The sequence below is a fragment of the Neoroseomonas lacus genome, from assembly GCF_014644535.1.
Taxonomy (GTDB): Bacteria; Pseudomonadota; Alphaproteobacteria; order Acetobacterales; family Acetobacteraceae; genus Neoroseomonas; species Neoroseomonas lacus.
Map to the genome: position 1 here is coordinate 39,091 of NZ_BMKW01000019.1, position 25,288 is coordinate 64,378.

Sequence of the window (25,288 nt, forward strand, 5' to 3'; positions counted from 1 at the left end):
GCATACCCTCAGCGACGGCTTCGGCCCAACGGCGCCGCCCGTAGCATTTGCCCGCCGCCGCGCCCGCTTCAGCCCTGGAGTTCGATGTCGCCGGGCTTCCAGCTCTTGTCGAACCAGGGCTGCAGCGGGCCGTAGAGCCTGAGGATCATGAACCACGACTTGCCCGGGATGGTCTGCACCCAGTTGCTGTCCTTCCCCGCCGGCGCGGTCGGGCCGAACCAAACATCCACCGAGCGGTCGGGGTTCACCTGCAGGCCCGGATTCTGGCTGCTGACCGAGGGGAAGCGGTTGTCGGTCTGCAGCATGGACCGGGTCTGGGTGTCGTAGACAATGGTGGACCAGAAGGTCCGCACCGGCACCGGGCCGGGCAGGTGCAGGCGATAGATTTTGCCGCCGTCCAGGGCGTTGCCCTGCGCATCCTCGGCCGTCCAGGGATAGGTCGAGCCCTCGCCAACGATCTGCGTGTCCATCGCTGGCGTCACGCCGGTCGCCAGGAAGAAGAAGAACGCGCGCGCGTCGAGGTTGGCGACACCGGGTTGATGCAGGAACTGGTAGCCGCCCTGGAACGCGAAGCGCCAGCGCCGGTCGTTGAAGATGCGCGCCTCCGGATCGCGTGCCCGATAGGCCAGCGCGCGGGCGGTCGCATCACCGGACACCGCTGCTTCCGTCAGGATGCGGCGCATGCGGGCGTCGGGCTGGAAGGGCTTGCCCTTCTGGATGCCGATGGAGGCGAAGAAGCCGAGCGTGACCGGGTCGGAGGCGTTGCTCGGTTCCACCTGGACCACGTCGTTCAGCATCTCCCAAAAGCGGAAATCGGACGGGCCGACCATGTTGAAGGGCCGCTCGGACATGTCCACGAAGGTCAGGCGCGGGGGGCTCGCGGCGCGGGTCAGCGAATAGATCTTGGTGAGGCGCTTCACCGCATCCACAGCGGGGCGGAAGTCGCCGTTGACGGGGAAGCTGCGCCACGCGAACCAGTTCTGAAAGGTCTTCGGGCGCACGATGGTGTAGCCCTGCTGCGGCAGGCGGCCAGAGTGCCCCGGCGGCACCAGGAGGTACTTGCCCCCACGGCCGCGATCAGCGCCGGTGATACCGACATCGGCGACCCAGGAATAGAACATGTCGTTGATCAGGCCGAGAACGCCCGGCGGCACCTCGACGACAAGCGGGCCATTCCGAAGGTCTGCCCAGAACCAAGTGTAGGGCGTGTTGTTGTTGGCGGTCAGCTCGACCGTACGGCTGTCCACCAGCCGTTCCCAGATCGGCACCGTCAGGTTGATCGGGCCGACGCTGAGGATGGCGTCCCGGTTTGCCGCCTGATTCACGGCAGGCAGGGCGAGCAGGTAAGCCTGGAGGGCGCGCTGCCGATCGAGATTGTCGTAGATGAGGCGCGTGCTGTCGGCATCCGGCACGCCGTCGAAGAAGTTCAGACGGCCGAAACCGGTCTCGGCCGTGGCGGGCATTACGACACCGGACGGCATCGGCGTGGTGTAGCGGGACACCGGCGGGGCCGGTGTGCCGGTGAGGGGCTGCGCCAGCACCGCGCCGGGCCCGAATGCTCCTCGAAGAGCGGCGGCGGCGGCGACAAGCGCGGCAAGCTCGCGTCTGGTGGTCATAATGCGCTCCCCACGGTCGATCGAGTAGAAAAGCGTATCGGCAAACGTCGGCCTCGTCGTTGACGCAGGTCAACCCGGGTCAGGCTAGCAGGCGAATCGCTTCGCACGGGCCGGTCAGAGGCGAGCGGAGAAGGCCCGGAAGCGGCGAGTCGGGTAGGATCGCCCTTTGCGTATCTCTCCCACGTCGGGGGATGCTACCAACGCGAAAGCTCCCGTTCCCGCCCTTATCGGCTCTTCACGATCCGCCCGCGGCAACAGCCGCCTGAGCCATCCGCTCCAGGATCCTCGCGACAGTCGTGTGCGTCCACGCGCCGGTGCCGCGCGGGGTGGGGACACCCTGATCGTTGAGCGCCCGAGCGCGGGCGGCATGGCCTTGGACCCCTAGGAGCCGCAGGCGCTCCAGTTCAAGCGACAGCCGATGCGCGGCACGTTGAGCGCCCTCGCGTCGCGTCTGGGCCGCTGCCGTCGCGTTGGGGCCTGCTGGTGGCCGGTAGCCCCTGTCACCGCCGAGGACCTTCCCTCGCGCCTTGGCGGCCGCCAGCGCAGATTTGGTCCGCTCGCTGATCAACTCGCGCTCCTTCTGCGCCATGGCCGCATAGATCCGCAGCATCAGGTCATCGGCGCCGGGCATGTCGGCTGCGCGGATCGAGATGCCGTCCTCCAGCAGCTGCGACAGGGTGTGGGCGCGGCGGGTGATGCGATCGAGCCGCGCTGCGACTAGCACGGCGTCGAGTTGCCGACAGCGAGCCAATGCCGCCTGAAAACCAGGTCGTTTGTCGTCCTTTCCAGACGCGACGTCGGAATACTCCGCCACCAAGGTCCAGCCCTGCGCGGCAGCAAAGGCCCGGATGCTGGCCAGCTGGGCCTCCAGGCCCAGCCCGCTCTGCCCTTGCTCGGCGGTCGAGACCCGGGTGAGCCCGACCGCGAGACGGGGCGCCTGTGCCCGGAGGCGCATCAGCCGGCCTCCACCGGAGCGGCCACGATCCGGTAGATCGAATAGGAACCCTTCGCGCCCTGCTTGTTCGGCCCGACCTGGCGGACGCGCTCCAGCACCTCGACGGCGATGCCGAGGCGCTTGAGGCCGGCTAGGAAGCCGCGGACGGTGTGCTGCTGCCAGCCGGTCGCGTCCATGACCTGGGTGATGGTCGCGCCTTCGTCACGGCGCAGCAGGGTGAGGACGGCCTCCTGCTTGGTGCCGGTGCGGGATGGGCGCGGGGCGGCAGCGTCGCGCGGCGGGCGAGGGGCACGCGCGGGCCGCGGGATGACTGCCAGGACCTCACGCAGGGCTGCCAGGGCATCGTCTAGCCCGTCGCGCTCCGGTGCGTCCCAGGCTGCCAGGACCGTCGCCGCGGCCATGTGCAGGGCGGCCACGCGGCCGATAGCCCCGTGCTGACTCACGGACGGGCGCTGATGGCGCTCTGCGGCCTCGGCGCTGGTGAGCGGCGGGGCCAGAGCAAACGCCGCCAGTGAGTCTCCCAGGCCCGCTCCGAGGAGCAGGGCCGCGTCGGGCTTCAGATCGGTGTGCCCTGCTGTCGACTGATGCTCCACGTCTGCGGCCTCGGCGCTCAGCTCTATTCCTGCGTCGAGGGCGGCCTGGGCCAGTGTCTGCTCCTCTTCGTACTCAGCCGGCGTCAGCCCGCCGAGTTCCGCCTCGTCCACCGCGTTGGCCGGCTCCGGCTCGATGCCGATGGCGCGCAGGCCCTCGTCGGTGATGTGCAGCAGCCGCGTCCGACCCTCGATCTGCCAGGCATTGCGAGCGTCCATGGCGCTGGCATGCTCGTCGCTGACCAGTCCTCGCTTGATCAGGGCCTTCGCCACAGTCTGTCGCGCAGCGGCCGGCAAGCGCTCGGGCGGGACCGCCAGCCGGTCATCACGCTGGCTCGCCTTGCTGAGGATCACACGCTGGGTCTCGGAAAGCTTCGTCATCGTTGGGCTCCGGTGTTGCACCCGATGATCCGGGTGCTACCAGCCCGAGCCCCGCGGTTTGAGCCTCAGCGGGGCAGCGCGGCGTTCTGCATCGCCCCTACAACCATTCGCTCCGAAGCGGCGCGAAGCCAAGCGGCAAGGGCCGTAGTCGATCGGATCAGCCCACGGTCCTACGTGCAGGTTCTGGAACCACTTAGTCCGGGTGCTTGGCACGCCCGTCGCGGAGGGCCGCCATAGACGGCCTGAAGGTCCGACTTGTCGGACCGGGATTATGCGGCATTTGTCCTTACGAATGACGAGTAGCGGTCCATCCAGGTCTGCAGGAAGCTTCTGCTGGCCTCACCAATGCCGCCGGAGGCATCGAAAAGTCCGTCCTCGAACTGTAGGAAGATCTCAGGCTGGGCGAGCGTCGGCATGTCGAGAAAGGCGAGCACATTGCGCAGATGTTGCTGCGCCATGGAGGTACCGGGCGCTCCCAGGGAGACTCCGAGGACCCCCGCAGGCTTGCGCGCCCACACTCTGCCCATACGGCCGTGAGCCTAGGTCGATCGCGTTCTTCAGCACTCCCGGTAAGGATCGATTGTACTCTGGCGTGACGAAGACGACCCCCTGTGCCGCGGCGACTTCCTTCCGCAGGCGGACCACCGCCGGAGCAGGGTTGCCGTCGTCATCCTCGCTATAGGGCGGCAGATCGGAGATCTGGACGCGAGCGAGACGGATGTCAGGCGGAGCGAGGCTCGCCAGAGAGTCGGCGAGCCTCGCGTTGAAGGACTTCTTCCGCAAGCTGCCCACAAGGACGGCGATACGATACTTGGCCATGGTGGTATTCCAATGCTTTTTCGGGGTGGGTGTTTGAACGGCCTGTCAGTTCTGCCAAAGAATGTCGGCACTGAACTGCGGCCGATGCTTTGAGGATGGTGACCCTGCCTCGGGAGACGTCGTCGTTCCTCGGGGGCGGAGCCCGTCAAAGTCTGGACGGGAGAACGAAGACAGGCAGGGTCACCAACGCGCCGGACGCGAAGCCGGGCCTCGCAGTCCGATCTCGTCATCCGAAGTTCGGCAGGTCAGAAGTCCCAGAAGGTGGGCTCGAACCGGAAGGCGTCACCGTCGACGGCAACATGGCCGACCGAGGGGAATGGCATGTGGGTGGCCACCAGAAGCTCGCCTGTCTCCGCGAGTTCCTTCAACAGGCGGACCCGGGCGCGAGCCGCCTCCTCCGGATCATGCTCGAAGCCGTTGAACCAGTCGGGGTGCTCGAACCCGACCGCGAAGATGGCGTCACCGGCAAAAGTCAGCCGGTCGCCACCGGACACGATGCGGACAATGCAATGCCCCGGCGTGTGGCCCCCGGTGCGTTGCGCGATGACGCCTGGCGCCACCTCCTTCTCCGCGTCGAAGAGCCGAAGGTTGCTGCTATACATCTCAGCGAACCGCTTGGCGGCGGCCCGAAGTGCGTCCGGGAAGCCCTCGGGCATGGCGACACGCGTGAAATCCGGCGATTCCCAGAACTTGACCTCCGCGGCCGCGACATGGATGCGCAGATCCGGACGCAGTCGCTCTTGCACCCCCGGGACGATCAAGCCGCCGACATGGTCCATGTGCATGTGGGTGAGAACGATATCCGTGACGGCGCCGAGGTCGATGCCGGCACCGTCCAATCGCTTGAGGAGCTGGCCAGCGCGTGGAAGGTTCAGGTTCGGATCCATCCCGAGACCCGCGTCGATGAGAACGGTCTGCTTGCCGCTGCGGACCAGGACCTGATTCAGTGACCAGTCGAACGCGTCCGGCGGCAGAAAGCGGTCCTTCACCCAGGCCGCCCGCACAACCGGGTCGGCATTATGTCCCAGCATCTGGGTCGGCAGGGGCAGCACCCCATCGCTGATGATCAGGACGTCGATCGCGCCGATCCGCACCGCGTAACGCGAGGGGACCAGCTCCTCAGGGCGATGGTTGCCGGCCTGATTGATGATGGCTAGGTTCATGTCTGTCTCCTGTGGACTTCAGCCTGCTCGAGGCATGGCCGACGCTACGGTGGAGGCAGGCTCCCGGTCGATTGGACGGAGGGAGAGTTTGCGCCCGACCTGCGTCTAGGCCGTGCAATCCGCGGAGCCGGCCCGAACTGGCCGCGATGCTCTCAGGCTTAGGCGAAGGCCCAATCGGACATCACCCCCGGTCGGAATGCAACGGGCGAGGTTGGACCTGCGTGACGCCCGGCCGATAACGTGCGTGGCCTGGCCTTCAAGCCTGCACGGCCGATGCGGGCAAGGTCAAACGATGGGCCGCGTCCGGCAGGGCCGATGCTGCAGCGTCCGAACACGCAAAGCCATTCGTCGAGGGCGATAGCTGGGGTGGGCTAGCGTGCCAATGCTGCCCGCTGGCGCTCCGGCAGGGTCTCCCACACCCGGAGGAGTGCCCCGACCGTGCTGACTTCCAGCTTCCGCATGGCGTTGCTCCGATGGAGCTTCACTGTCGCCTCGCTGATACTCAAATCGTAGGCGATCTGCTTGTTGAGGCGGCCGCGAACGACCTCCGCGAGAACGCCAAGCTCCCGTGGCGTCAGAAGCTCGATGCGTTCGCCGTTGCGCTTCGCGATCTCAGCCGTCTCCCGCTGCGAGCGGTCGCGTTCCATCCCCACGGTGATGGCATCGAGGAGTGCCTGATCGCGAACCGGCTTGATCAGGAAATCGACCGCCCCCGCCTTCATCGCCTGGACTGTCATCGGGATATCCCCGTGACCGGTCAGGAATATGATCGGCTTCTCGTTGCCGCTAGAAGTCAGGCGATGCTGGAGGTCTAGCCCGCTCGAGCCAGGCAATCGTACGTCGAGGATGAGGCAGCCCGGCCGGTCCAGATCGCCTGAAGCCAACAACTCCTGTGTCGAGGCGAAGCAGACTGCGCGCAGTCCGATCGACATGATGAGTTCGCTCAACCCGTCACGAACCAAGGCGTCGTCATCCACCACCAGTACGACAGGGTCCTCGGGGACGGTCGTATCCCTCGGTTTCCGCGTCTGGTTCAATGGTTGCTGGAACATGGTCACCTCTCCCAGGTTTAGTCGGCGAAGGTCCTTTCCACCGCGGCAAGCAGCAACCGGCCGTCAATGGGTTTGCGGAATAGGGCGGGCGCCAGGGCTGCCCTGCCTGGCTGATCGGCGATCTCGTGCCGGCCGGTCATCAGGAGAACCGGGAGCCCCGGACGTGCCTTCCCGACGGCGTCACGCAGTTGGAGGCCATCCATCTCGGGCATCCCGATGTCCGTGATCAGGCAATCGACATGGGACAGGCCCGCCCGCAGTAGTGCCCTGGGCGAGGAGAATGTCCGAACCGCGTAGCCCGCAGACTCCAGGAGGTTCTCAAGAGACTCCAGAAGCTGGATGTCGTCGTCGACGATAGCGATCGTACGCGTGGGGGTGCTCACGGTTCCCTCTCTCCGCGACGCGAATGCGTAACGGGAATCTTCAGTTTCTCGGCAATCCTCACCAGGTCGGCCAGCGACGCAGCGCCCATCTTCCGCAGCACGTTCCGGCGGTGGACCTGAAGCGTCACCTCGCTGAGGTCGAGCTGCGCCGCGGCCTGCTTGTTCAGCAACCCACTCACGATCAGGGGCAGGACGTCGCGCTCGCGTGGCGTCAGCGATCCGTAGCGCGCCTTGAGCTGTTCGAGGTCACCGCGCTCAGCGCGTGCGTGCGTGTCCTGGACCACGGCAGCCTCGACCGCCGCCATCAGCTCCGCGTCGCCGAAGGGCTTGGTCAAGAAGTCCACGGCGCCGTGCTTGATCGCTCGCACCGACGAGGGGATGTCGCCGTGGCCCGTGATGAACACGATCGGTGGATGAACGGCGCCCGCCAGCTGTGCCTGCAGGTCCAACCCGTTGATGTCCGGAAGCTCTACATCGAGGAGCAGGCACGCAGGTCCATCGGGCCTGCCCGCCGCAGCGTACTCCCCTGCCGAAGCATAGGCAGCAACTCGCATGCCGTGCGATTCCAGCAGTTCGCTCAAGGCGTCCCGAACATTCGGGTCGTCATCCACGATCAGAACGATGGGCGTCGGTAAAATCATGCCGTCTCGATATCCCTGATCGGCAAGGTGAAGGCGAAGGTCGCTCCTCCGGCGTCATTCTGTTCGACCGACAGGCGTCCGCCATGGGACTCGACAATCGACCGACAGATCGCAAGGCCCATTCCCATTCCGCTTTGCTTTGTTGAGAAGAAGGCGTCGAAGATCTTCTCGGGATGCAGGATGCCTGGTCCGTTGTCGCTGATCTCGATGCGCAGGAATTCACCGTCGCTATCGGCGCGGATGCCGAGGTGAGGATCGGCCGTATGGCCCTCCATCGCCTCGATCGCATTGCAGACGAGATTGACCACCACCTGCTGTATCTGGACGAAATCGAAAGGAACAGGCGGAAGGTGTGCGGGGATGGCGGTCTCAACCTCGACGCGGGTCTGCGACGTCCGATCGGCAAGCAGCCGAATCGCATCGGCTATAAGCTGGCCGATGGAGCCTTGCTGCCGAGGTACGATGGCTTGCTGGAACAGGGCCCGAATCCGACTCACGACATCAGCAGCGGCGTTGGCGCATTTGATGATCCGCTCGACCGTGGTCTGGGCTCGGTCCAGGTTCGGGGGGTTTGCTGCGAGCCAGCGCTGGCAGGCCTGCGAGTTCCAAACCACCGCCGCCAAGGGTTGGTTCACCTCGTGCGCGATGGACGCGGACAGCTCGGCGAGGCTGGCCGCCTGACTGGCACGGGATAACCGCTCCAACGCCAGGCGGAGATCGTCCTGCGCTCGCACCTCGGCGTCGATGTCGAGGCAGATGACGTTCCACTGGATGATGGTCCCGTCGGTCTTGCGCATTGGCGCGGCGCGGGTTTCGATCCAGCGATACTCGCCGTCGTGACGCCGTAGACGGTGCCGGCGTGCGTAGGGCTCACCCGAGAGCAGGCACTCGCCGTAGTGCTTCTTCACGGCAGCCAGGTCGTCCGGGTGGACGCCGGAGTCCAAGGTCTGCCCAAGACGTGAGCCGCCCGATTCCTGAAGGTCCTCGAGTTGGTAACCCAGGAACTCCCGGAGCTGCTGGCTGCGGTACACCGGTCCGCCGTCGGGTGCCGCGCAGTCAATCATGGCCGGCAGCGTCTCGACGAGCTGCCACAGGAACGCTTCCCGCTCTCGCAGGGCCTCCTGCGCCTGCATCTCCTCCTCGATGTCGATGGAGACGATGTACCACTGCACGATTTCGCCCGCGGCATCGCGCAGGGACTGCGCGCGTGCCTCAATCCATCGATAGATGCCATCGACACATTTGCGACGAAATCGATTGGTGAACGGCTCGCCTGTCGCGAATCCCACGGTCGCCCGACGAAACATGACCGGGAAATCGTCCGGGTGAGAGACCTCTCGAGCGAGATCCTCGAAGTCCCGGATGTGCTCGCTTGGGAGCCCCGCGGTGTTGAGATACCGCTTGCTGGCGTAGGTCAGCTTCCGAGCCGGGTCAAAGCTCAGGATGTTGATCGGCAGCGTGTCGATCATTTGCTCGAGCTGGCGCTTGCTCTGTCGCAGGGCGTCTTCGGCCAGCATCTGGTCGTCTATGTCGTAGCACATGCCGTACCATTGGAGGATGCGCCCATCCTCATCCCGCATCGCCTCTGCACTGGCGGACATCCAACGATAGGCGCCATCCGCGCGGCGCATGCGCCACTGCATGGAAAGGTGTTCGCCAGTGGTCAAGGAGTGCTCGAATGCCATTGCTACGGCGACGGCATCGTCCGGATGTATGATGGCCTCGGTGATGGCGACGAGACGGCTCTTGTCGGGCCGCTCGACATCCGAGACGTCCAATCCGAGGTAGTCGACGAGCCGCTTGTTGAAGAAGACCGGCATGCCCTCGGGTGTGATCCTCCACAGATAGCTCGGCACCATGTCCACGAGTTGGGAGAGTTCACGCTCCCGATTGCGCAGAGTGGCTTCCGCACGCTTGCGTTCCGTAAGGTCGAGAATGTAGGCGACCCCCTGCTGGGACTTCCCCTCGAAGCATGCGGCACCGATCAGCACGGGCACACGGCTACCGTCCTTCCGGAAATACTCCTTCTCACGCGGCTGCATCTTTCCCGTGGCCGAGAGCTCTTCGGCCTCCTCATGGGCGTGCACTGCCTGCCACTCGGGGGGCGTCATGTCGAACCAGTGAATGCCGGCCTTCACATCGTCCCGATCCATCTGGACCATGCGAAGAAACGCGTCGTTGGCGTCGATCAAGGTCCCATCCAGATCCCAGATGACGATACCAATGATGTCCGAGTCCACCAGTCGCCGGATTCGGGCCTCCCGTTCTGCGATGCCGGCGTAGAGGCGCATCTGCTCGTCGATGTCGTGGTTCAGTCCGACCCACTGCGTGATGCCCCCGCGGTCGTCCCGCAGCGGCTCGGCGCGGCACGACATCCAACGGTAGACACCGCGGGCCGAGCGTAGGCGACACTGCATGGCGAAGGGTTCGCCAGTGGTGAGACTGCGGTGGAGAGTTTCCTCGAACTGAGCGGCGTCGTCGGGATGGATGGATCCGACGATTGCCTGCAGCGGGTTCTGGTGCGGCGGGGACGGATCGTCCCCGTCCATACCGAGGAAGTCGACCATGCGCTTGTTGAAGAAAATCGGCTCCCCATTTGGCTTCATCCGCCAGATTTGGCTTGGGACCATGTCGACAAGCTGCGAAAGTTCCTGCTCACGCCCCCGCAGAACCTCCTGCGTGCGCATGAGGTCGTCGATGTCGATCGAGACGCCGTACCAATGGACGATGTCGCCCCCGGCATTGCGCAGTGGTTGCGCGCGTCCCTCCATCCAGCGGAACACGCCGTCATGGCGGCGTAGGCGGTATCGCTTCAGGAATGGATCACCCGTGCCCACGCAGCGCGTCAACTCATCATAGACTGCAGCCCGATCGTCCGGATGGATGAGCATCGCGGACGCGTAGTCCAGGCGGCTGCCGCGGGTCGTATCGAGATCCTCGACGCTCACGCCCATCCAGTTGACCAGCTGCTCGCTGTAGTAGGATGGCTGGCCGTCAGGGGAGAGGCACCAGGTCAGACTTGGAACGGCGTCGACGAGGTGGCGGAGCTGCCGCTCGCTATCCAGCAACGCTTCTCGGGTGACCACGCGATCATGGACGTCCATACACACGCCGTACCAATGCAGGATGGCGCCGCCTTCACTGCGGAGAGGCTCCGAGCGCCCCTCCGTCCATCGATATCCACCGTCAGCACGTCGCTGGCGGTATGTCATGGTGAAGGGTTCGCCGGATTCTATGGCGTGTTCGAGCGCGGCCGCGACGGCCGCCGCATCCTCCGGATGGACATCTGCCAGCGTGCGGGAGCCGTCGGGCCCGGTGAGGTCGGCTAGGGTAATCCCCAGAGTGTCGGCCAGCCGCTTATTGATGTACGAGGGCTCGCCCTCCGGCGTGACGCACCAAATCATGGCCGGCACGGTGTCGACGAGCCTCTTGAGCTCCTGTTCGCGGGACTGGAGGGCCTGTTCCGCCTGGACGTATTCGTCAATGTCATGACAAACGCCGCACCATTGCTGGATGGCGCCGTCCGGGCTGCGGAGCGGCTCGGCTCGGCTCGACATCCAACGGTAGGCACCATCGGCCCGGCGGAGTCTGTAGCGCGACGAGAAGGGCTCGCCCGTGGCCAGGCAGACGCGGAGCGTGTCGCGGAAGGCCGCGGCATCCTCGACGTGGACCGATTGGACCAGCTCCTCAAGGCCGCCTGATGATCCACGAGCGACTTCGCGCCCCAGATAGCTCGCCATGCGCTTGTTGAAGAAAATGGGCTCCCCGGTCGGCGAGAGGCGCCACACATGGCTCGGGAGCATGTCGACGAGCTGACGGAGTTCCGCTTCGCCGTCGAGCGGCCAAGCGTCTTGAGCTTCGGGGACCACCAATGCCCCGTACCAACCGACAACACAGTCCTGAGCACCGCGAAGCGGCCGGCCCGACAGGCGCTCCCGCCTGTAGCTTCCGTCCGGAGCCAGCACGCGGGGGGTCGCGTCATAGGGACTGCTGGTGAGCAGGCTGTGCCGCCAGGTCGCGACGGTGGCCTCATAGTCGTCAGGATGCACCAGGGGCTTCCATCGGATCGCAAGATCGCCGGCGCCGCCGTTCAGGTCCTCCCCGGAAATGCCCCATAGGGACCGCTTGCTTTCCGAGAGATAGACCAGTCGGCCATTGGCGTCCGTTGCCCACGCGTTGCCGAGCACAGCCTCAAGCACCTTGGCCGCCCGGGCGGGCTCCTCGTCGACAGTGTCGGTTCCGAAGGACCGCATCGCCACGCTCTCCTCCTGGGGTCGCGTTCCATAGGCCCGCAACCGTGGCAGCACACGAGATCTCCTTCTGGCGCGCAGAGTTCAGTCGATGCAAGCGTAAGGCGGTAGGCAGGGGGGCGACACCCTATGGAAATCCATTGCTTGCCGGCGCGTGTGACTGGATGACGATCTGACGTCCTGTCGGCCCGGACATGCGCGGTGCCGGCGCCCGACGCACCTCCGAGCCGAGGATCAGTTGGACGGCTTGCGGCTGGGCAGGAAGTCAGCGGCGTCCTCGGCGCGCGGGAAGGCCAGGACCGTCTCGCCCTCCACCTGCCAGCCATGCTTCTCCTTGCGCAGTCGGAGCTCGTAGAGCGCCGCCGGTGCGATGGGGCTCATCCTGCGATAGAGGAGCGCCGTCGCGTGCTCGCCCTGCTGCTCTATGTGCAACACACGAGGCTCGGTGGACGGGGGTGCATCGCCTCCGGCACGCCGGGCCGCGAACTCCGCCAGCATCGCCTTGCGAGGGACGCGCCGGACGTGACCTTCGCCGCTGACGAAGAGGATGGATTGGTCGGCCGAATACAGAGTCTCCATCTTCGCGATATCGTAGTGGCTGCCGAAGTCGACGACCCTCTCGATAAAGGTGTCGATCTCGGGATCATGTCGAGGCTGCATCTCGATCTCCTTGTCTTCCGGTGCTAGGAATTTCAGGCGAGGCTGATCCCGCCATCGACGGCGAGATTGATGCCGGTCACGAAGGTGCTGTCAGCGGAGGCGAGGAAGACGGCCGCCCGAGCCAGATCCTCGGCCTCGCCCAGGCGGCCGAACGGCATCGACTTCGCGACCTCTGCCTCGAAGGCCGGCAGGTCTTCCGATGCGACACCGAGCTTGGCGATGATCGGGGTGTTCGTTGGTCCCGGGCTGAGAACGTTCACACGGATCCGCCGGTCCTTGAGTTCAAGGGCCCAGTTGCGTGCGAAGGCCTCGATTGCAGCCTTGCTTCCGGCATAGACCGCGTGATCCTGGAGCACCTTCCGCGCCGCGATGGAGCTCGTCACGAGGATCGCGCCACCGTTCCGCAGAAGCGGGATGATGCGCTGCACGCCAAAGAACGTGCCGCGGGCGTTGGTCATGAACTGTGCGTCGTAGTCCGAGGGCGAGACGTCCAGCGTGGCCTGGATCTGGTTGACCCCGGCATTGGCGAGATAGATGTCGGCCTCGCCGAAGCGGTCGCGCACCACGGCGGCGACACGATCATGCGTCGCGAGCTCTGCGACGTCGCCGGCGACCGCAACGGCCTGCGGACCCAGTTCATCCGCCGCGGCGGCAACGGCGTCCGCGCGCCTGCCGACCAGCAGGACCTTCGCACCTTCGGCCACGAACGCGCGGGCCGTGGCGAGGCCTATGCCGCTGTTGGCGCCTGTGATCACGGCGACCTTGTCAATGAGCTTCATGCCGGGAACTCCATCTGTTCAAACGCCGGACGCCCTGGCCCGGAATGTTGCTGCGGCCGCCTACGGGCTACTCCCGAGACGAGCCCTCAGGTCGTCGGTCGCGGACTGCGGGATATGGCTCTGAAGGGTGTCATCGCGGACCTCGCTCCTGCCGGTCGGGGCCGAAGCGGGCCGCCGGTTCTCGGTGCTCAGGTGGCTCTCCGGGCACCAGTCGCGGCATTGCGCGAAGGTCTAGGCCGCATCCCACCCTGAGATGATGACCTCCAGCCGCGGTCGAGCGTTATCCCGCGGTACGGCAACCCGAGTGCTCGGAGTCCCCGCATCACCAGCGGCCTGGCTGCCGGCAAGCGGCCTGAATCGGAGCGGACCCTGGCCCTCGGCCCAGGTTCGTCAGCCGAATGGCCAGGCCAATGTATCCGGCCGACCAGTATCTGGCGGACGTTGGATCCCACAATTCTCCGTCTCAGGCCACATGCAGTCTGTTCGCACGTTCGACTGACTGCCGAGGGTCAGCCACAACGGATGGAAGGCAGTGTCATGCAGCAGCGGATCATCATCATCGGAGCTGGCTTCGCGGGGATGTACGCGGCACTCTCGGCAGCGCGCCTGCGCGATGCGCAGGGCGTCTCGCCGGGGCAACTGCGGATCTCCCTGGTGTCTCCGGAGCCGACACTCCTGGTGCGGCCGCGCATGTACGAGCCACATCCCGAGACGCTGACGGCACCGCTCGGCCAGCTGCTCGACGCGATCGAGGTCGAATACGTCCAGGGCCGGGTCGTCGATGTGGACTCTGTCGCACGCACCATTGAGGTCGCCCAGTCGGGACGCGCGACCAGTGTGCTGACGTATGATCGCCTGGTCATCGCAATCGGCAGCGAGTTGTTCCGCCCGCCTGTGCCTGGCCTGCCGGAATATGGCCACAGCATCGACACCGTGGAGGAAGCGGTCGCGCTCGAGCGGCATCTCCAGGCGCTGGCGAACGAACCGCAATCGGAGGTGCGCAACACCGCCGTCGTCGTCGGGGGCGGTTTCACGGGGATCGAGGTGGCGACCGAGTTGCCGGCGCGCATGCGTGCTGCCCTTGGCGCCGGCGCTGCCTTGCGCGTCGTGATCGTCGATCGGAACTCTTCGGTCGCACCCGACATGGGGCCCGGCCCTCGACCGATCATCACCGATGCGCTGCAGCAGCTGAGGATCGAGACGCGGCTCGGTGTGGGCGTGGCGTCGCTGGAGAAGCAAGGCATCACGCTCTCGGATGGATCCCGCATACCGAGTGCGACCGTGATCTGGGCGGCAGGCATGCGCGCCGCGCCTCTGACGGCTCGGATTCCAGGCGAACGCGACAATCTCGGCCGTCTGGCTGTGGATCGGCAGCTGCGAGTCATCGGGGTGCCCGGCGTCTTTGCGACCGGCGACGCCGCGAAGGCCGCGTGTGACGACAAGGGCAACTTCGCCCTTATGTCCTGCCAGCACGCCACGCGGATGGGCGCTTTCGCCGGCAACAACGCCGCGGCCGACCTGCTGGGCGTGCCACTCATGACATACCACCAGGAAGCCTACGTGACCTGCCTTGATCTCGGTGCGGCAGGGGCGGTGTTCACCCGTGGCTGGGACCGCACGGTCGAGTTCGTGGGTGCGGAGGCCAAGAAGATGAAGCAGGAGATCAACACGGTTTGGATCTACCCACCTCGCGCCGATCGGGTTGCCGCGCTCGCTTCGGCCGACCCCGAGCGCGTCACCGACCTGTAGTTCCGGGTCTTCTCCTCGGCCGCTTCGCAGTTGCCGGGGCGAGGGGAAGCCAAAGCGAAGCCTGGATTCAAAGGAGGCGCATGGAGTGGCCCGTCGATCCGCCATGCACCGTCGGGGCATGCGTGCCCTGAGGCGTGCCGTAGGGAGCCCTGCCACTGCCATGGCGATCCTCCTGATGGCAGGACTGAACATCGGGCTCCTGTTGGCGCCCGCATTCCTCATGCTGCTGGGCATGCCTGCGCCGCCCGATGTGCTGGATCCTCGACGCCATCCGGACGTGATGCGCGACGGGGCAGTCGTGCATATCGCTATCGCCTCCGCATTCGCGGCGGGATTGACCAGGCCCAGCATGCTTCCTCGGCTTTGGACCGGGGCGGCAACGCTCCTCGGGATTGAGGCCGCGAGCATTGGTGCTGCCACTTCAGTCCTCGAAGGCCTCGCTCCCCTGATTGGTAGCACCCTGCTTGCGCTCTGGGCCTTCAGCCGCTCGCGCCTCGTGAGCATCGACGAGGCGGATCCGACGCCCGCATGTCATGGCGTCCATCCGATTCACTCCCGGCAGACGGCCGGGCAGTGATCGACGATCAGTCGGAATGCGAGCGAAAAGGAGGTTGCCGATGGATGGGGCTTACGTCTCCGCGATGGCGGCGTTGGCTGGGTCTGCGATAGGCGCACTGGCATCGATCACGACGAGCTGGCTGAACCAGGCTACGCAGACCCGTGCGGCCCAGCGTGCGCTCGACCGCTCGCGAAGAGAGGCGCTCTACGGAGACTTCATCCGGGAGGCATCCCGGCTTTTCGTCGACGCGTTCGAGAATGAGCTCGAAGATCCTGCGAAGCTCGTGAATCTGTATGCGTTGATGAGTACGATGAGGCTCTTTGGATCGCCTCGAACGGTTGACGAGGCTGAGCGGGTCCTCAATCGGATTGGCGCCGCGTACTTCGCGCCAAACAGGGAGCTGCACGATTTCTCCAACATTACTCATCACGGAGAACTCGATCCGCTGGCCGCCTTCAGTGAGGCGTGCCGGGACGAGATGCTACGGCAGCGGATCTGACTGCTTGGCCAAAGCCTGCGGCAGGCCCGTCGTGTCGCCATTACCAGGAACGGCGCCGCCGCTACCCAAGACTACTGTCGCCCCGCGTCCAGGCTACACTGGCCCCGTGGTGTGCAATCGGCCGTCAGCGCTTCGACGGTGGCGTTGCGGCTTCTTCGAAGTTTGCCCCCTCCTCGCCGGTCGTCTGGCTTGAACCAAACCTTCGGCTAGGCGCGCCACATCCTCCGACAGATCGATCGCTTCAGGACGCTTCGCTAGCGTCCGCTCTGTCGAATCCTCGGCTGTCACATCGGACGGAAGTCAGCTTGTGGGCACCGTCGATCTCGTCGCCGTCATTCACCAATGGAGAACTCAATGAACGACCTCGACGCTCAGCGGACCAAGAGGCGTGGCCTGATGTTCGCCAGCGCCGGCGGCCTGGCAGCGGGCATGGCAGCCCCGCCGGGCATCGCGCTCGCCACCACGCCGGCCTCCGGCACAACCCCTCGCAGCGAAAGGACGAGCAGCATGGAAACCATCACCACCACCGACGGTGTGGAGATTTTCTTCAAGGATTGGGGGTCGAAGGATGCCCAACCGATCGTCTTCCATCACGGCTGGCCCCTGTCGTCCGACGACTGGGACAATCAGATGCTGTTCTTCGTCTCGAACGGCTACCGCGTCATCGCACATGATCGCCGGGGCCATGGCCGTTCGTCGCAGGTCAGCGACGGGCATGACATGGATCACTACGCGGCGGATGCCGCTGCTGTGACTCGGCACCTGAACCTACGGAGCGCGGTCCATATCGGCCATTCGACAGGCGGCGGCGAGGCGGCGCGCTATGTCGCCAGGCATGGACAGCCCGAAGGCCGCGTCGCCAAGCTGGTTCTTATTGGGGCCGTCACGCCCGCGATGGTGCGCTCACCCACAAACCCAAACGGTGTGCCGATCGCGGTGCTCGACGACTTCCGGAAGAACCTCGCGGCGAACCGCCCAGCGTACTACTGGGAAGTCGCCGCCGGCCCATTCTACGGCTTCAATCGTCCGGGCGTGGCGATGAACCGCGCGGCCGTGGAGAACTGGTGGCGGCAGGGCATGATGGGCAGCGCGAAGGCGCAATACGACGGGATCAAGGCTTTCTCGGAGACCGACTTCTCGGAGGATCTCCGACGCATCAACGTCCCGGCCCTCGTCATGCACGGCGAAGACGACCAGGTTGTCCCAATCGATGCCTCGGCGCGTCGCGCGGTTCAGCTTCTCAAGAACAGCACGTTGAAGGTCTACGCGGGCTTCCCGCACGGCATGTGCACGACCCACGCCAACATCGTCAATCCGGACCTGCTTGCCTTCATCCGGGGGTGACGGCTGGCGGGTGCGGGCGACCGACGTTGCGCGCACCCGCTGAATCAAACATGGAGACGATGACCATGCGGCTTCCAGCTCATGCGGACTTCGGTGTTGGCAGGCGAGCCGTTGTGCTGGGTGGCGCCGGCATGGTGGCGGGCTGTGCTGCACCGAGGCGAGGCGACCCTGTTCCGCGCGACCAGACTCGCCATACATCCGTGCTCGGACTCTCAAACGAGCGCTTTTCGATCACCGACCTGGCGGATCTCCCGCGAATCATCGCGGAGTTCAACCTGTCGGGCCTGCGTACCCGTCAACGGCTCCGCCTGAAGCCGCAGGAGCTGCTGCCGCCCTCGTCGGTGATCGCCTTCTCGGGAGGCGCCGAGAATGGCGCGTTCGGCGCCGGCCTCGCTTGTGGTTGGTCGGCCCATGGAACACGCCCCGAGTTCAGTGTCGTCACCGGCGTTAGCACGGGCGCGCTGATTGCTCCCCTCGTATTCGACGGTCGCCGTCGCGACCCGCAACTCAGCGCCATCTTCAACGGGATACGGGCAGAGGACATCCTAACCGAACGCAGCATGCTTGCCGCTCTCACGGAAGATGCCCTGGCTGACAGCGCGCCACTCGCCCGCACCATTTCGCAGCACCTCGACGAAGGACTGCTGGCGGAAATTGCCGAGGGCTACCTGAATGGCCGGCAGTTGGTTGTCGCCACGACAGATCTGGATGCTCCTCGGCCAGTCGCATGGAATCTCGGCGCCATCGCGGCCAGTGGCCACCCGAGGTCGCTCGACCTCACGCGCAGGGTCATCCTCGCCTCGACCGCGGTACCGGGGCTCTTTCCGCCGGTACTTATTGACGTCACGGTGGACGGGCAGCCGCATCAAGAGATGCATGTCGATGGTGGTGCCTATGCGCAAGCATTTCTCTACCCATCGGCCATCGGGTCAGTACGGGCTGAGCGGATCCGCCAGGGTCTGTCGCCAGCCCAGATTTCCGCCTATGTCGTGCGCAATGGGCGATCCAGCATCGCGGGCCACACCGTGCCGCGCCGCGCGTTCGACATTGCCATGCGTGGCATCTCGACACTGCTAAATGCTGCCGGCGGAAATGACATCTACCGCATCTATCAAGCGGCGCAACGCGACGGGATCGCCTTTCATCTCGCGGATATCGGTGAAGACTTCACAGAGCCTGAAGTTGAGCCATTTCGCCCTGCGTATATGCGCTCTCTCTTCGCTTACGGGTACGCGAAGGCGCGGGATGGCTATCCTTGGCAGCATCGGCCGGCGATCTGACCACAGCGCGCCCTGACCGGCGACGAGGGTTGGTGGCCGTGCTGCCAGCGTGCCAGGAGGTAAACAATACTACGGGCAGTGCGCGGGTTCGCTGGCCCGGCCAGCTGGTGTACGCGACATTCCGGGGCACGAGGCCTCATGCAACAAGGACACGGTACTTGGACCACGTTAGGGAATCGATCGGTATTCGTCCCATGGCACGGGGCGACGTGCCCGAACTTCTGCGTCTCATGCGCAGCATTGTGAACTTTGAGCGCGGCACCGACTTTCAGCTCACTGAGGCCCACCTGCTCGCACACGGCTTTGGCAAGAAACCAGGATTCGGCGCTTATGTGGCCGATCGGGGCGGCGGCGCTCTCGCAGGGATGGCTGTCCATTACGAGATACCATTCATGCACAACCTGCGTCCGTTGTTGATGATGAAGTGGCTGTTTGTGGATCCCCAGGTGCGCGGCGGGCGTATCGGCCGGCGCCTTATGCAGCGCATGGCGCTCCACGCCCAAGAGACCGGCCACGATAAAATCTGCTGGTTCGTGCTCAAGGACAACAGTCCCGCGCAAGGCTTCTATCGAGGGATAGGAGCTACTCCCGACCATGACTGGGATCGTTGGGTCCTGACCGCTGATGCCCTGGAGATAATGGCAAACGGGGGCTGAGCGGCACCTTGCGCAGCGTGACGGGTATCGCCCTCCAGAACGATCTAGCGGCTCGACCTGCCCGGGGGGCGATCTTCGTTGAGAGCTGGACTGAAGTCTCTGGCGGTTGCGAGGACCCCTTCCGGAAGTTGTGGTTCTCCTCCAACGACGTCTAGGTGTGGGGTTCGTTGGTAGCAACTGGGTGGCTTCCAGTCCGCGCCTGGACACCAGACTCCATGGACTTCAGCCAGTCCGCCTGCGCCTCGGCAGGACCGCCCCTAACCGGTGGGCCGGGCGACCCGCGATGAGGCGCTTCGCTAACGTCAGTCTCGTCGATGCGTAGTCCGATCCTCGTGAGTGATCTCGCGAAAGTCGAAGCGCTGTTCGACGACCGAGAGAGGACAAGCAACGCGTCCACGTTGCGAAGCCCAAGTTGCCGTTCGGGAGCCATAGCAAACACGCCGCAGATCAAGGAGACCTTTCCATGCGCCTTCTCTCAATCGCCTTTGTCGGCCTGGCATTGGCCGCATGCGCGCCCGACGCTGGCTCCGGCGCGGTCAGCGGCAGCGTCGCGCCGCTCTCTGCGAGCAGCGTAACCGAAGACCCGATACGCAGCGCGATCATCGACGCCAGCGCATTCTTCACACACCCGCGCGCCAACCAGCCGGCTGCCGCCGCGAACGCGATTGCTGACATTGAGTACTTGGCCGATGCCATGCCAACCAACCCACGTTATCAGGCGGCCCCAGGTGTCAGTCTGACGTCGCTGCAACTGGCGCGGCAGGAAGGTCGCACGGCATTAGGCATTGCTCCGAATGCCCCCAATGGACAGGTCGCTGCGGGCCTTCGCGACGCAGCGGTGGCACTGAATGCAGGGGATCGCGCCGCTGCAGAAGCGGCTTTGCCGCAGGACATCTTCACGCTGGGGCCGGATCAGACGATCTCGCGCCTGTCCCAGCCGCCGCGGGTGAGGAATGCCGTCCAGGCATTTGCCGGCTTGGCTGCGATCCAGCCGTGAATGCTCCGTCCGGGCGCAGACGCTTCGATTGGGCGGAGCGCCGCCCCGAGCGCCGAGATGATCAACTCGGCGCCTTCGGGGGACACCGCTTCCGACACAGAACGCCCCTGCGAAACCAGAACATCCACTTGCCGCAGCTTCGCGACAATCTCCTCAGGCTTATGCTTCTTCTGCGACATTCAGCATCCTCCATCAGGCAAAAAGCCTACTTCAGGGAGGACCACTTTTCAGGGGGCAGACCACGGCCGCTCCGAAGCCATAGAGTCCCAACCTTTCGCCGTCGCCCGCGATGCGCAGGCTGCAGTGTCCGATAAGGCCCGCGCAGAGCAGCGGCGCGGCCTCGGCATCGCCGTAGCCTTCCGGCAGGGGGAAGCAGTAGCGGCTGTCGGCGACAGCGAACTCCGCATATCCGCCATCACGCGTGTAGCCCGTGAAGCCTGGCGCATCGCAAAGGTTCTCGGCCCCCGTCCGGAAAAAGGGGGCAAGTACCGCAAGTGCTGCCGAGCCACGGCACGCCGACACGCTGACCGATGCTCAGTCCGGTCACATCCGCGCCCAGGCGCTCGATGGTGCCGACGATCTCGTGGCCTGGGATCAGCCCGGGACGGACCCCGGGCAAGTCGCGGTCCACTACATGCAGGTCGGTCCGTCAGACGCCGCAGGCGCGGACCCGGCCGAGAACCTCCTGCGCCCCGGGTGACGGCACCTCCCGTTCCACCAGATCCAGACAACCCACCGTATCGCTGATGGCCATGGCAATCACACGGATTCCCCTCCGCTGGCACCGGTCACACCTCGACCATGCGCCGATCAGACGCAGGTCGATCCCGCTTGCTCCTTGTTCAAGATCAAAGTGCTGAGGCCTGGCCAGGATATTATGATCCTATGGGTGGCGGTGAGACGACATTCACGGACAGGGCCCAGGCCGGGCAGCAGCTGGCGATCAAGCTGGCGGCCATGGCGCTGGACCGGCCGGTGATCTATGCGCTGCCGCGCGGCGGTGTGCCAGTCGCGCTCGAGATTTCGCGGCGCCTGAAGGCCCCGCTTGATCTTGTGATGGTTCGCAAGATCGGCGCTCCGTTCAATCCCGAACTCGCGCTTGGCGCCGTCGTCGAAGGCACGGTGCCCCAGACCATCCTGAACGAGAGCATCCGGCAGGCTTCAGGAGTTGACGACGCCTATATTGAGCGCGCCCGCGCCCGTGAGCTGGCCGAGCTTGAGCGCCGCCGGGCACTCTATCTCGGCAAGCGCGCGCGCATCGATCCCGCTGGGCGTACAGTGATCCTCGTTGATGACGGCTTGGCGACCGGGGCCACCATGAAATCCGCCCTGTCCGCCATCAGGCGGCAGGGTGCCGCGCGAATCGTGGTCGCCGTGCCGGTCGCGCCGGAGGATACGCTTGCCGAAATCGCGGCCCACGCGGACGACGTCGTCTGCCTGAACCCGAGCCAGGCTTTTCGCGGCGTCGGCGCATTCTACGCCGACTTCCACCAACTCACTGACCAGGAAACGATCGGTCTCCTGCGCCAAAGCTGGAACGCGGAGGAGACATCCGCCGCGACCGGAACGCGCGTCGTGTCGATCCCGCCGCATGACCTTGCCGGCGATCTGACGCTGCCGATGGACCCGCGCGGGATCGTGCTGTTTGCCCATGGTAGCGGCTCAAGCCGGTTGTCGCCGCGCAACCGCGCCGTTGCCGAGAGCCTGAACGGGCAAGGTTTCGCGACGCTCCTCATGGATCTGTTGACGCCCGACGAGGCCCGCGACAGGCGCAACGTCTTCGACATTCCGCTGCTGGCCGAACGGCTTGCCGAGACGGCGCTGTGGATCGCCTCGGAGCCGGATATCGCCGACCTGCCGCTCGGTCTCTTCGGCGCCAGCACCGGTGCGGGGGCAGCACTTCTCGCGGCGGCCGAGATGCAGGAGCGTGTTGCCGCGGTGGTCTCGCGCGGCGGCCGGCCCGACTTGGCCGGCCCGCGGCTGGCGCAGGTCCGCGCGCCGACGCTGCTGATCGTCGGTGGCGATGACGACCAGGTCATCACCCTCAACCGCAAGGCGCTGGCGTCGCTCACCTGCGAGAAGTTGCTGAGGATCGTACCCGGGGCTGGGCATCTGTTTGAGGAGCCCGGCACGCTGGAGCAGATGACGGAGCTTGCGGGTGCGTGGTTCCAGCACTACCTCGAACCCGAGGTGGACAGGCCTGCGCCGCCCGCCGCATCCGCGCCGGCGCCTGTGGAGACGTTGCGCGCGGCGACCGTCCTGCTTCCAGCGCTGGAAGATGCCGATTTTGCCGCGGCCTTCGATCGCTTCGCTGATGCTCGCGTGGTGCTGCTCGGCGAAGCCTCGCACGGCACATCCGAATTCTACCGCGCCCGCGCCGCCATCACCCGCCGACTGATCGAGCGTCATGGCTTCAGGATCGTCGCGGCGGAAGCCGACTGGCCGGATGCCGCCGCCATAGACCGCCATGTGCGCCATCTGCCGTATCAGCCGACGCGCACCCCACCGTTTAGCCGTTTTCCGACCTGGATGTGGCGCAACAAGGATGTGGACGCCTTCGTCGCCTTCCTCCGGCAGCACAACGCCAACAGGCCACCAGCAGAACGTGCCGGGTTCTACGGGCTCGATCTCTACAACATGACCGGCTCCATCGCGTCGGTGCTGGGCTATCTCGACAAGGTCGATCCGGCGGCTGCCGCCGCCGCACGCAGGCGTTATGGCTGTCTTGAACCCTGGTCGCGCGAACCCGCGGCCTATGGTCGCGAGGCGCTGACACAGGGCTATGCCATGTGCGAGGAATCCGTCGTGCGGATCCTAATGGACATGCTGCACAAGGAACTGGAATACGTCCGTTACGATGGGGATCGCTTCTTCGATGCCGCGCAGAATGCCCGGCTGATCGTCGATGCCGAGCGCTATTACCGGTTCATGTATTATGGCGCGCATCACTCGTGGAACCTGCGCGACAGCCACATGTTCGACACGCTGAAGCGTCTGCTGGACTGGTCCGGCCCTGACAGCAAGGCAGTGGTTTGGGCACACAACTCGCATATCGGCGACGCCCGGGCGACGGATATGGGGGCCGAGCGCGGTGAGTTGAACCTTGGCCAGCTCTGTCGTCAGGCCTATGGCCGCGATGCCGCGCTGATCGGCTTCGGCACCCATTCGGGCACCGTCGCCGCCGCATCCGACTGGGATGCGCCGATGGAGGTCAAGGCGGTGCGCCCGTCACGGCCGGACAGCTACGAGGCGCTGTGTCACCAGGTAGGGCAGGAACGCTTCCTGATCGATCTGCGCGCCGGCAGGAATGACGCTGTGCGGGAGGCATTGTCCGCGCAACGGCTGGAGCGGTACATCGGCGTCATCTATCGGCCCGAAACCGAACGGTGGAGCCATTACTCCCACGCGAGCCTGCCAGACCAGTACGATGCCTTCGTCTGGTTCGATGAAACGACCGCCGTGATCCCTCTGCCGACTGAGACCTCCGGCGGTGAGGACGAAACCTTTCCCTTCGGCTTCTGACTCGCCGCCCGTCACTCCGCAAAGTGGGCCGACCGGGCAACTCCGCCTTGACATCGAGGGGCTATGCCCAAGGAATTCACTCGGCAGGAGCTTTTTGATCTCGTTTGGTAGCAGCCACTGACGAAGCTGGCACCAGAGATTGGGATCTCCGGAGTAGCCATTGCTAAGACCTGCGCTCGAGTGGATGTCCCGGTGCCACCTCGCGGCTATTGGGCCCGTAAGACGCACGGGAAGTCCGTCATCAGGACTGCGCTTCCGAAGAGGCCGCCTGGTCTTCGGGACAGGGTGGTGATCGGCGGCAATCCGTACTGGCGCCACTACTGGCCGCAGCTATCCGAGGACGAGATCCTCGGCCAGATCCCGCCTGAGCCGACGTTCGAGGAAGCACTCGAGGACGTTAGGCGCTCGATCGAGCAGACCATCCGCCGGGTCAGCGTTCCAAAGGGATTCGATCGCCCACCCCCGGTCGTCTCGCGGATACTCAAGTATGACGAAGCGCGCCTGGAGAAGGCCCAGCAGTACGGCTCTCTGTCATCATGGTACGCCCCGCGATACGAGAGTGTGATCCAGCGGCGCAGACTACGAATGATCTCGGCCCTCTTCCTGGCGACCTCCTCATGTGGCTGCCGCGCGGAAACGTCGGGCGGCGAACCCTACGACGGCGTCATCAACGACTTCATGGTCCGCGTCGGGGACCAAAGCGTGCGCGTCCGTGTCACCGTCATCGAGACCAAGAGACGCATCGGCAAAGGCGCCGAGATGAAGACGGCCTCGGTTGAGCACATCCGTATCGCGCTCGATCCGGGGGACAACGGCAGACCCGATGGACGCATCTGGGAAGACGGTGAGCAGCGGCTCGAGAGTCAATTGAGTGAGATCGCGGTCGCGATCGTCCTGAAGGGCGAGGAGCAGCACCGCGAAGGCGTCCTACGTCAACATGCATGGCGTATCGAGCGGCGAGCCCAGCTGATCGAGCAGCGCCGCAAGGAACGTGAGGAGGCCGTGCGCCGCGAGCGCGAACGCATCGCGGAACTGGAACGCAGGCGTGTCGACCGACTCCTCGGCGAAGTCGAGGCACTTCAGAAGGCTGAGACGATCCGGCGCTATGTTGCGCAGGTTCGGATCGCCAATGAGGGCATCGCCGAACCAATGCTGTCAGTCGACTTGGATGCTTGGGCCGAATGGGCCCTCGCGCAGGCGGACCGCATCGACCCCGTTACGAGCGGGAGCTTCCGGAAGCCCTGGGAGGAGGAACAATGATCTCGTGGGGAACAGTTTGGGCATGACGTGAAAGCCTCACCCGGTCCCGGCACCCAGAGAATGTTGGTTCCCGGTTCCCACCGCTGCTCCAATCTTCTCTCTCACAACCTGTCTCTCCTGGTCAGGGCGCCGC

Annotated in this window: 20 protein-coding genes and 1 pseudogene; 9 read left to right on the plus strand and 12 right to left on the minus strand. The window is 65.3% G+C overall.

Annotation, left to right across the window (positions count from 1 at the left end):
* Positions 1-68 precede the first annotated feature (68 nt).
* From IEY36_RS27355 to IEY36_RS27405, 11 genes and pseudogenes are all read right to left on the minus strand, one after another.
* On the minus strand, positions 69-1,616 hold the full coding sequence (locus tag IEY36_RS27355) for a DUF1254 domain-containing protein (protein WP_188972960.1): 1,548 nt from the start codon (positions 1,614-1,616) through the stop codon (positions 69-71).
* 235 nt (positions 1,617-1,851) lie between these two features.
* Complete coding sequence (locus tag IEY36_RS27360) at positions 1,852-2,571, minus strand: recombinase family protein (protein ID WP_188972962.1); 720 nt, start codon at positions 2,569-2,571, stop codon at positions 1,852-1,854.
* Positions 2,571-3,542 carry a DUF3489 domain-containing protein gene (locus IEY36_RS30870; RefSeq protein ID WP_229681619.1) on the minus strand — a complete coding sequence of 324 codons (972 nt, stop codon included), beginning with the start codon at positions 3,540-3,542 and terminating at the stop codon, positions 2,571-2,573. Before IEY36_RS30870 ends, IEY36_RS27360 begins: the two co-directional genes overlap by 1 nt.
* A gap of 269 nt (positions 3,543-3,811) precedes the next feature.
* A pseudogene (locus tag IEY36_RS27370) lies at positions 3,812-4,361 on the minus strand (NADPH-dependent FMN reductase).
* Positions 4,362-4,606: 245 nt separating this feature from the next.
* Positions 4,607-5,524, minus strand: a complete 918-nt coding sequence (locus IEY36_RS27375) for an MBL fold metallo-hydrolase (protein ID WP_188972964.1) — start codon at positions 5,522-5,524, stop codon at positions 4,607-4,609.
* Between the two features lie 371 nt (positions 5,525-5,895).
* The gene (locus IEY36_RS27380) at positions 5,896-6,576 is read right to left on the minus strand and encodes a response regulator transcription factor (protein ID WP_188972966.1); all 681 of its coding nucleotides are present in this window, start codon (positions 6,574-6,576) and stop codon (positions 5,896-5,898) included.
* A gap of 17 nt (positions 6,577-6,593) precedes the next feature.
* Complete coding sequence (locus IEY36_RS27385; RefSeq protein ID WP_229681620.1) at positions 6,594-6,959, minus strand: response regulator; 366 nt, start codon at positions 6,957-6,959, stop codon at positions 6,594-6,596.
* Complete coding sequence (locus tag IEY36_RS27390; protein ID WP_188972968.1) at positions 6,956-7,600, minus strand: response regulator transcription factor; 645 nt, start codon at positions 7,598-7,600, stop codon at positions 6,956-6,958. The genes IEY36_RS27385 and IEY36_RS27390 overlap by 4 nt, the downstream gene beginning before the upstream one ends.
* Positions 7,597-11,853: a PAS domain-containing protein gene (locus tag IEY36_RS27395; RefSeq protein WP_229681625.1), complete on the minus strand. Its 4,257-nt coding sequence runs from the start codon at positions 11,851-11,853 to the stop codon at positions 7,597-7,599. The genes IEY36_RS27390 and IEY36_RS27395 overlap by 4 nt, the downstream gene beginning before the upstream one ends.
* 231 nt (positions 11,854-12,084) lie before the next feature.
* Positions 12,085-12,510 (minus strand): hypothetical protein, encoded by a 426-nt coding sequence (locus IEY36_RS27400; RefSeq protein WP_188972972.1) that lies wholly within the window; start codon positions 12,508-12,510, stop codon positions 12,085-12,087.
* A gap of 32 nt (positions 12,511-12,542) precedes the next feature.
* The gene (locus IEY36_RS27405) at positions 12,543-13,289 is read right to left on the minus strand and encodes an SDR family NAD(P)-dependent oxidoreductase (protein WP_188972974.1); all 747 of its coding nucleotides are present in this window, start codon (positions 13,287-13,289) and stop codon (positions 12,543-12,545) included.
* A gap of 537 nt (positions 13,290-13,826) precedes the next feature.
* On the opposite strand from IEY36_RS27405, the gene IEY36_RS27410 reads away from it, so the two are divergent.
* The 7 genes from IEY36_RS27410 to IEY36_RS27440 all read left to right on the plus strand — a co-directional run bounded on the left by IEY36_RS27410 (position 13,827) and on the right by IEY36_RS27440 (position 20,373).
* Positions 13,827-15,038 (plus strand): NAD(P)/FAD-dependent oxidoreductase, encoded by a 1,212-nt coding sequence (locus tag IEY36_RS27410; RefSeq protein WP_188972976.1) that lies wholly within the window; start codon positions 13,827-13,829, stop codon positions 15,036-15,038.
* 160 nt (positions 15,039-15,198) lie between these two features.
* Positions 15,199-15,615, plus strand: coding sequence for a hypothetical protein (locus IEY36_RS27415; RefSeq protein WP_188972978.1), 417 nt, complete (start codon positions 15,199-15,201; stop codon positions 15,613-15,615).
* Between the two features lie 40 nt (positions 15,616-15,655).
* Positions 15,656-16,096 (plus strand): hypothetical protein, encoded by a 441-nt coding sequence (locus IEY36_RS27420; RefSeq protein ID WP_188972979.1) that lies wholly within the window; start codon positions 15,656-15,658, stop codon positions 16,094-16,096.
* Positions 16,097-16,603: 507 nt separating this feature from the next.
* The gene (locus tag IEY36_RS27425) at positions 16,604-17,440 is read left to right on the plus strand and encodes an alpha/beta fold hydrolase (RefSeq protein ID WP_188973019.1); all 837 of its coding nucleotides are present in this window, start codon (positions 16,604-16,606) and stop codon (positions 17,438-17,440) included.
* Positions 17,441-17,490: 50 nt separating this feature from the next.
* Positions 17,491-18,720: a patatin-like phospholipase family protein gene (locus IEY36_RS27430; RefSeq protein WP_188972981.1), complete on the plus strand. Its 1,230-nt coding sequence runs from the start codon at positions 17,491-17,493 to the stop codon at positions 18,718-18,720.
* A 209-nt stretch (positions 18,721-18,929) separates the two neighbouring features.
* Positions 18,930-19,376: a GNAT family N-acetyltransferase gene (locus IEY36_RS27435; RefSeq protein ID WP_188972983.1), complete on the plus strand. Its 447-nt coding sequence runs from the start codon at positions 18,930-18,932 to the stop codon at positions 19,374-19,376.
* Positions 19,377-19,839: 463 nt separating this feature from the next.
* On the plus strand, positions 19,840-20,373 hold the full coding sequence (locus tag IEY36_RS27440) for a hypothetical protein (RefSeq protein WP_188972985.1): 534 nt from the start codon (positions 19,840-19,842) through the stop codon (positions 20,371-20,373).
* A gap of 415 nt (positions 20,374-20,788) precedes the next feature.
* Here IEY36_RS27440 and IEY36_RS31465 read toward each other — a convergent pair whose 3' ends face one another.
* On the minus strand, positions 20,789-21,004 hold the full coding sequence (locus IEY36_RS31465) for an alcohol dehydrogenase catalytic domain-containing protein (protein WP_373290356.1): 216 nt from the start codon (positions 21,002-21,004) through the stop codon (positions 20,789-20,791).
* A gap of 254 nt (positions 21,005-21,258) precedes the next feature.
* Between IEY36_RS31465 and IEY36_RS27450 the strand changes: the two genes are divergently transcribed.
* Together IEY36_RS27450 and IEY36_RS27455 are read left to right on the plus strand one after the other, a co-directional pair.
* Positions 21,259-23,895 (plus strand): erythromycin esterase family protein, encoded by a 2,637-nt coding sequence (locus tag IEY36_RS27450; protein WP_188972987.1) that lies wholly within the window; start codon positions 21,259-21,261, stop codon positions 23,893-23,895.
* A gap of 288 nt (positions 23,896-24,183) precedes the next feature.
* On the plus strand, positions 24,184-25,155 hold the full coding sequence (locus IEY36_RS27455) for a hypothetical protein (protein ID WP_188972989.1): 972 nt from the start codon (positions 24,184-24,186) through the stop codon (positions 25,153-25,155).
* The last annotated feature ends 133 nt before the right edge of the window (positions 25,156-25,288 follow it).